This is a genomic window from Mucilaginibacter angelicae, assembly GCF_042434235.1.
GTDB lineage: Bacteria > Bacteroidota > Bacteroidia > Sphingobacteriales > Sphingobacteriaceae > Mucilaginibacter > Mucilaginibacter angelicae.
The window spans coordinates 1-9,241 of sequence record NZ_JBHLTS010000003.1; the positions used below are offsets into that span (position 1 = coordinate 1).

Sequence of the window (9,241 nt, forward strand, 5' to 3'; positions counted from 1 at the left end):
CACTTTCGATCTCACCAAGCTCGATCCGGTAACCCCGAACCTTTACCTGGTCGTCTAAACGTCCCTGGTATTCTATATTGCCGTCCGCGAGCCATCTGCCAAGGTCCCCCGTGCGGTATAGGCGTTCCCCGGTCTTGAATGGGTTGGCAATAAACTTCTCAGCGCTCAGCTCTTCGCGGTTCAAATAACCCCTCGCAACTCCGGCCCCGCCTACGCAGATCTCTCCCGTTACCCCTACAGGCTGTAACTTTAAACCGGCATCTAAGATGTAGGCCGTACTATTACTGATCGGTTTTCCGATTGGGAGATCGCCGCTCACCGACGAGATATTATAGGTTAATGAAAATGTTGTGTTTTCGGTTGGGCCATAACCGTTAATGATCTCAAGGCCAGGATATAATTCACGTAACTCGCTTATATGAAGCGCTGACAGACGGTCACCGCCTACGATGATCGTTTTCAGCCCTTTAAACAAACTTTTATCTTCCGAAACCAACTGATTAAACCAACCCGCAGAGAACCACATGATGCTTACTTGATTCCGGCTGATTTCTGATGATAGTAATGGCGGACTTAATAAAGTTTCCTGGCTGCACATAATTAACGTGCCCCCGTTCAGCAGCATACCCCAATACTCAAAGGTCGTTGCATCGAATGATAATGCCCCTGTTGATAAAAGTTTAGCATCAGGTTTCAGATCTATATAATTGCCCGATTTAACCAGCNTTTGGGTTTGCCTGTTGAGCCTGAGGTGTAGATCACATACGCCAGGTCCCTCGATTCATTTACACCTGCGAGGTTATCTGCACCATATTCAGCTAATGACGACCGGAATTCCGATAACAGGGAGTCATCTATCAGTACCTTACAACCGCTGTCTTTTAGCATATAACTGATCCGCTCTGAAGGGTAACCCGGATCGACCGGTACATATGCACCTCCTGCCTTCAATACACCGAGGATCGCCACGATCATTTCTAAAGAACGTTCCAGGCAAATCCCAACCAGGTCCTCACGGCCTACACCCCTCAGGCGCAGGAAATGCGCCAGCCGGTTTGACAAACCGTTCAGTTCCGAATAGCTTAGCGTCTGTTCTCCGAATACCAGTGCAGGTGATCCGGGGGCCTGCGCTGCCTGTGCCTCGAAAAGCGAAACAAGCGTCTCTTCCTCAGGGTAGGCTACCGCCGTATCATTGAAGCTTTCCAGCAGCTCTTTGCGCTCTGCAGCACTCAGGTAATCCAACTCCGAAACCGGTACATCCGGTGAACCACATACCGCCGGCAGCAGCCGCTCCAGGTGACCGCATAAGCGCTCTGCCATCTCTCGGCTGTAGATATCGCTGTTATACGCCAAACTAAAATGAATACCTTCATCAGACTCTTTAAAGGCAAAGGTGAGATCAAACTTGCTTTTTGATGATTCCTCGAAGTCAATAAAGTCTATTTCTAATCCGTCAATAGGTTCAACATTTGTATCCCCGAAAGTATCTATGTTCTGTAATACCACTATCACATCAAATAGCGGACTACGACTCAGGTCTCGTGATAGTTTCAATTCATCTACCAACTCATTAAAAGGATAAATCTGGTGTTCATATCCTCCAAGGGTAACTTCTTTTACAATTGATAATAACTTTTCAAAACTTTCAGTTCCTGAAAAACGAGTTCTCAAAGCAAGAGTATTCACAAAAAAACCAATCTGGTTTTCTAAATTTACATGTTCGCGTCCGGCAATCGGGCTTCCTAAAACAATGTCTTCATTTCCAGTATACCGGTAAAGTAATGTGTTAACCGCTGCCAATAAGCCCATAAAAAGAGAACCGCCGGTTGATTGAACAATTGTTTTGAAATTTTGAGTAATTTCCTTGTTTATCAGTTGGCTAATTACGCCTCCATTAAAAGTTTTAATAGCTGGCCGGGGTTTACTACCAAGCTCCAATACAGGAAGATCTCCTGCAAACTGATTTAGCCAGTAAGCTTTGTGAGAGGTTAAAGCGCCTTCGTTCAGCTCCTCTAATTGCCAGGCCGTATAATCTTTATATTGTATAGGAAGTTTTTCTAATGATATATTTCCCTCCCGTACAATGGCATTATAAAAATATAACAAGTCTTTAATAAGGATTCGTCTTGACCAGCCGTCACTAATGATGTGATGCATGACGTAAGTGAATATCCATTTGTTATCACCTATTTGATATAAGGAAATCCTCAATAAACTTTTTGACCGCAGATCAAAAGGCTTTATAAAATCATTTTGAACTACCTCACGTATCCTATCAGGATACTGCTCAATATCTCTTAGATCAATCCGTTCAATAGAAAACTCCAGATCGTTAATATCAGTCACCGATTGCCAAATCTGGCCATCATCGTCAGTATGGAATGATGTGCGAAGGCTTTCATGGCGATCTATCAACAGTTTGCAAGCTTTTTCTAATGCAGCTATATCCACCGAACCTTTCAAAACATAGCCACTTGGTACATTGTATGCGGTTGAACCTCCTTCAAATTGGCTCAGTATCCAAAGCCTTTTTTGCGCATGAGATGTTGGGTAGAACAATTTTTCCTCAACCCGGGCTATCGTTTTATACGCAGTAACAGTAGAATCATCGATAAGTGCTCCCAAAGCTTCAATCGTTGGATTTGAAAAAATCTTACCAATGTCTAATTTAACCTCAAACAATTTGTGAATCTGTGAAGACAGCTGAATAGCCTTCAAACTATGGCCTCCTAAATCAAAAAAATCGTCCTGTACCCCAATGTTGTTTTGCTTTAATATCTCTTGCCAAAGAGAAATAAGTTTCATCTCAGTTTGGCTTGAAGGCAACTTCCTGGATTTGGATACCGAAAGAATATGGAGCGGATTGGGGAGGTCTTTCTTATTTAGTTTACCATTTGCGGTTAACGGAATCTCATCCAACTTTATAAAATAAGTTGGAATAAATGCCTCCGGAAGCTGACTTTTTAAAAATGCCCGTATATTTTCTATATCAATAGGCTCATAAGACTTATAGTAGGCGGCTAATTCATTACCTGCTCCTTCGTTTTCAATGGCTAAAACTGCCGCTTGCTCAATTGATGCCAATTTCAATATAGCCTGCTGTACCTCATTAAGTTCTACTCTGTAACCTCTTATTTTAACCTGGTCATCATTTCTACCTATAAATAAAACAGAACCATCTTCCATCCAGCATGCCTGATCGCCAGTACGGTACATCTTAACCATCGGTTGATCTGGCCTTGGAACAAACTTGATATCTGAGAGTTCAACATTGTTTACATAGCCTAAAGCAAGCCCCATTCCAGACACACATAATTCGCCAACAATGCCAGGGGGCAGGGGTTTAAGATTTTGATCCAGGATGCAAACGAAATTATTTGGAATAGGTTTACCGATAACAGGATTTGACTTATAATCTAAAAAATTCTGTTTATCGATTATTGTTGCAATGGTACCAATAGTTGTTTCAGTAGGTCCGTAATGATTAACAAAGTCAACATTGGGTTTTATAGATAAAAAGTACTCCAAATCGCCGGTCCTGATCGATTCTCCACCCAGGATTATTAACCTTAAATAAGAATCTTTTAATCTCAAAAGGTTTGAAGCATGTATGAGGGTGCTAAAAAGCGATGGCGTAACTTTTATAAAAGTTATTTTCGAATCAACCAGATATTCTATTATTTCCTCAGGAGACCTGATTATTTTACTATCAACCAAATGCAAACACCCGCCCTTTAATAATGTTCCCCATATTGAAGTATAGCCCAGGTCAAACGCATAAGATGATAACAGAACGGATATATCAGAATTATTGATTTCAAGTGATGTTTGTAACCAGCTTAAATAATTGCAAACACCCCTATCCGGAATCACAACCCCTTTTGGTTTGCCAGTAGTTCCGGATGTATAGATTATATATAACGGCTGGTCGGTACCTCTAATACTATCCCCATTACATATATTATTGTACGAAACCGCAATCCCATCAATATTTACAATGTTTATTAATGAACTTAGCTCAGTATTTTCAATTCCGGAATCTGATAACAAAATATTTGCGCCACAATCTCCTATTATAAATTTAATTCTCTCTTTAGGATTTGCAGGGTCAACAGGCACAAATGTTGCCCCGGTTAAAATCGAAGCAAGTATCCCTATAACCAAATATTCATTTTCATTGAATAGCAAAACCAGCTTATCGCCTTTTTTTAAGCCATATTCCGTTTGAAGATGAGCAGCCACAGAAATGGCTTTATCATATAATTGTTGATAGGTTAATGCGCCCTCAGCGGTAACCAGGGCTGTATTATGAGCGTAATTTATTACCTGTTGCTTAAAAATCGCGTCAATCGGTATACCTGTAACTTCACTTCTTTGATCGGTTATATTGAATTTTTCCAATAATGTCCATGCGGCATGCTCCTCCATCACGTCCACATCCCTTAACACTACATTCGGATTTGAAAAACATTTGTCAATAATTGTTTTAAAAGAATTTGAGATCAAATCCAAACTGGCGCTTGTAAAATGCTTTTTATTGTAGGAAAAAACCGCTCTTATTTCATTTTCATACACCGAACTGCGCAATCGAATCAAAGCGCCATCTGCATCAACAATCTTTTTTAACACCCGGAAACCCGGACCGTAATTTTCAGTATCTTTCGAAACACGTTGGTCTGAAAATTCGAATGTATATTTGAAACCCTCCTGCTCAGCGCTATCCACCAAATGATAGAAAAGTTTATACTCTCCGTTTTTCTCTAAAGTAAGCGCGTATTCTTGTAAAATATCTCTCACCATTCTGCTCTCGGTCAGATCAAGTGATATAGGCAGGCAGAAGCTAAGCGCTCCCTGGGTGAAGAAAAGTTCATCAAAATCACGCCCTATATTTACATGTCCCGAAGTAAATTGCTGGTTGCCGGAATATTTCCAAATCGTCAGGTACCAACAAAATCCAAGAAGTATTTCAAGATCGCGACTATCTTTATTAAAAGCACTTGATAAGTTTATGTCTATCGTGTAGTCTTCCTGTTCGTCGTTGTCGGTTAAACCAGAGTTTGCAATTCTAAATTCGGGAGGATTTATAGTGACGGGCCTCGCTTTCCAATAAGCAAGTCCATCTCCAGAGTCGTCAGAATCAATAAGTTGGTTTTCCCATTCAGAAACCTGTAGATAGGGAAACAAGTCCTCATCTTTCGCTATATCAGTTGCATCAGGAGCAACTAATTTTTGATAATTTTTTATAATTGAAGACACAAGGACATTTAGTCCTTCAAAATCTGCACAAAAACCGGGAACGGTCAATATCAATACTGAATTATTCTCATGGTATATCAGATCCGCCCGGAGCAGTGTGCTGGTCTCCAGGTTAAAAGTTTGCTGGGCTGCTTGCCTGATATGATCTTGCCAGGTTGTATCAGTTAAAGTAAAAAATATAAAATCCCCTTTGTCATGTAAAACTTGAACAGGCTCAGCAGATGAATCAGGATAAAAGAAGGAAGTTCTTAAAATCGTATCTGCCGCTATGGTATTCGAGATTGCCTCTTTTAAAAAGCCTTCGTTTAATTCAAAGGTTGATTCAATTACAACCTGCGAGAGTTTTTGGTAAAATAGAACGCGGTTTTTAGGTAAAATTCTTTTTTGCTGAGGAGATGTTCTGTATGATAATAAGTTTTCCATATAAATGAGTTAGGTCGATGTAGGCACTTCACACAACAGGCTGCTGTGACGTTTCTGATTTAAGTTTTTTAAATGTTAAAGCGTTCTTTTGAATTCTGGATAACGTTTCTCAATTTTTCTGAGTAATGCATTAAACTCTATGGAAAAACCTATATCATTACCAATCCATTCTCTTGTGAGCCTTGCAACGTCCGGACTAATCAATTTAATATCAGGCAACTGCATCGACAGCACATTTAATCTAAATGCTGATTCCATTGATATCATTCTCATAACGGCAGACTCGATCGTTGTTCCACAAGTAATGGCACCATGATTTTTCAGGATGATTGCATCCATTCCGTTTAAAGTTTTAGCTATGTTAAGCGCATCTTCCGGATCATTCACGGGACCGTTAAAATGATCATACACTGCATGGTTTTCAAAAAAAAGGCAACAATTCTGGTCTACGGGTTCTATTTTACGCCCTAACGAACTGAACAATGTTCCCCAGGGCGAATGACAATGTACAGCGCAGTTTATATTGGCATAAGCTTCATGTAAAGCCGCGTGGATACAAAAGCCCGCTACGTTAACAGGATAATCTCCTTCAATAACATTACCTTGTTTATCAACTTTTATTAGGTTATCCGGAGTAACTTCTTCTGCAAGCAAACCAAATGGATTAACCCAGAAAGCATTGGGTTGATTTGGGACGCGCATAGTAATGTGACCGCTTATGCCTCCCTCATCCAAATTTTCGGTAACCATCATCCGATACGCGGCGGCAAGTCTGAACTTAAGATCGCTTTCGGAAACCTGAGAGCCACTATTGATGTAAAAGCTCGCTGTTTTACGTCTCGCCTGCGATACAGCCTCCTTATTTGCCTGGATGGTGCTTTCGGCAGTTTGATTCGAACTGACGGGTTCGGCCATTGCAACCAAAACCTTTCTTTCTCCCTCAAAAGGATTTCTGCCGTGAGTGTAAAGCATATTATCCAAAATCAGGATATCTGATTGTTCCCAGGCGAAAGTCAATTGATTTTTAGCGTATACATTTCTGATTTCGTTCAATGCTGCCAGCGGAATTTCAGTTCCGTCGCCAAAAAAAGCATTTCGGGGTAATTCGTCCGGAGCATATTTCCCTAATAAATATTCGCTAATTTCAGGTCCCAGATTTGAATGGTGAAACAAATGGGCCTGATTGAACCAAAGTGGTTCTTTTGTTCGCGGATGTTCGATAATAGCCTGGGAGATTTGTTTTGTTCTTAAGCCGCCGTTTCTTTTCCATTCAACAGCTATACCTCGTTTTTTACAATACTGTTCTAATTGATCTTTCTCATTAGTTTGAAAAACATGTTGCCATGATAAATCCATTTCATCGTAAAAATTCCGGACATACATGACCCCTTTTCTTTTAAATTCTTCTTTTATCGACCTATCAATTCCATCAAAAATTTTCCGACTATCGGAAATTGGTGTTTCACCTCCTATAGCTGATGGCTTAGCACAAAAAAAGGCGATTTTTTGTGGCCAATGATGGCTGTAAGACTGTTCATTGTGCTGAGGTATGTATTGATCATGAGGATATTCAGTTGATGTATAAATCTTTGAGCTTACCTTGTTTCTTGGAGTTGAAGGTTCAACATAATCCAATAATTCTAACCATAAAAGCTTCGCAAAGCTTTGAAATTGCGCTTCCGTCCGGATATCAAATCCGCGAAACAATAAAGCACCGTGTTGATCGAGTGTATTCAGGATTAGATTTTTATTTTTTTCTGCCCAGCCAATCAAATCTGATATTTCACCTGCTTTAAAAGTTTTTATTGGTCCGTTAATTGTATTTAAATAAGATGACTCAACATCTCCTGTGGTTGTAAATTTTATGGCTTGTGGTATGGTTGATTTTAGGTTCAACAGCGAATTTTTATCAATTTTCATATTCATTTATATTATGATTATAGATATTTTTTTGACATTAACATTTCTTTCATGCTGCTCTTTTTATCTAAAGGATCGCGTTCCCTGCTTATTTTTAAAGAATACAGGGCCTGGTCTTCAGATGAAGTGATATCTTCCAATAGGTTAATGAATTGTTTACTTATCCGGTCAATTGATTTTTCTAAGAAAAGGTCTACCCGATATTCCATAACACCCTTTATCACATTGCCTGCTTTGTGAATATTGGTCGTCAATTCAAATTTTGCCCTGTTTAATGCAGCAGGTATTTCAGCAAAAACAATTTGATCGTTGCCCTGTGCTATTTCAGGCAATTTATTAGCATCTAAATCATTAAATACAAACCGGGATTGGAAAACAGGTGTAACTGAAAGATTGCGATCGATATCCAGGTATTGCAACAACATGTCAAACGGAATCTCCTGATTTTCATAATCTGCTAATAAGCTATTGTTGATCTTTTTAGCTAAATCTTTAAACGACTCTGAAGGTGTCATATCAGTTTTAACAGCCATCGTATTAATGAAGAAGCCAATCAGGGGGTCAAGATCCGGGTGATTCCTGCCTATTACAGAGGTTCCAATGATTATGGTAGTCTGGCCGGTTATTTTGTACAGAAGAGCATTGTAGGCGGCAAACATTAAAGAAAAAAGAGTTATCTGATAGTCCTGACTCATTTTCAGTAATTTCTGCGATAAATCTTCCGATAAAGAAAATTGAAATGCACCTCCGGTAAATGATTGGTGATCCGGTCTTTTGAAATCTAACGGTAGATTTAGAATTGGCAAAGGACTTCCAAGCCTTTCCTTCCAGTATCTAACCATATTATCCAATTTGTTGCCGGAAATCATTTTGGTTTGCCAAACCGCATAGTCTTTATATTGAATTCTTAACGGCTTTATGTTAATCTCTTTTTTCCTGCATTTATGATAATAAGCAGTTAATAGTTCATTTACCAAAATATTTAAAGACCATCCATCAAAAATGATATGATGGATATTGATTAAAAAAAGGATCTTTTGCCTCTCCAATTTTATTAATTGCACTCGTAGCAAAGGACCTTTTTCTAAATCAAAGAGATAATTAATATTCTCATCCACCAATAATTTACATGCTGCCGCCTGATCTGGTAATGTGCTATAATCAATTTCATTGATATCCAGACAAAATTCGTCTTGTTTGTGTACGATTTGTATTGGGTCGCCGCTATCTGATAATTTAAAAGTTGTTCTTAATATTTCATGCCTGGTAACCAGCCAATTAAATGACTCTTTAAAACTATCTAAATCTAAATCACCATATATATGGTATGCCGCCGGCATATTATAAGCCACATTGGCCTCTGATAACTGGCTCAGGATCCATAACCGCCGCTGTGACAGTGATAATGGATAATCCGGGGATGCAGCAACCTCAGGGATGGTATGATATGCCGTTTTTACTGCATTATCAATCAACCTGGACTGATCTTCCAACACCATATGGTTAAACAGGTCACGCAACGAAACTTTTACCTCAAACACCCTATGGATCTGGCTAACCAAACGCGTTGCCTTCAAACTGTGACCTCCAAGATCAAAAAAGTTATCGTTTATCCCGATCCCTTCCTTGCCAAGGATATTTT

4 protein-coding genes are annotated in these 9,241 nt (G+C 39.5%); all 4 read right to left on the reverse strand.

Annotated elements, in window-relative coordinates:
* Window positions 1-781 (reverse strand): AMP-binding protein (locus ACFFGT_RS00225; RefSeq protein ID WP_377020476.1); only part of this gene is annotated, 781 nt, incomplete at its 3' end.
* Entirely contained in the window at window positions 700-5,679 is a 4,980-nt protein-coding gene (locus ACFFGT_RS00230) for a non-ribosomal peptide synthetase (RefSeq protein ID WP_377020473.1), read from the reverse strand. The genes ACFFGT_RS00225 and ACFFGT_RS00230, both read right to left, overlap by 82 nt.
* Window positions 5,680-5,754: 75 nt before the next feature.
* On the reverse strand, window positions 5,755-7,599 hold the full coding sequence (locus tag ACFFGT_RS00235; protein ID WP_377020474.1) for a TauD/TfdA family dioxygenase: 1,845 nt from the start codon (window positions 7,597-7,599) through the stop codon (window positions 5,755-5,757).
* A 17-nt stretch (window positions 7,600-7,616) separates the two neighbouring features.
* On the reverse strand, window positions 7,617-9,241 hold a 1,625-nt coding region (locus ACFFGT_RS00240; protein ID WP_377020475.1), incomplete at its 5' end, for a condensation domain-containing protein.

What these genes read in the sequence shown, in the direction of transcription:
- ACFFGT_RS00235 (WP_377020474.1), bottom strand. Translation starts at nt 7,599, where the DNA reads ATGAAAATTGATAAAAATTCGCTGTTGAACCTAAAATCAACCATACCA.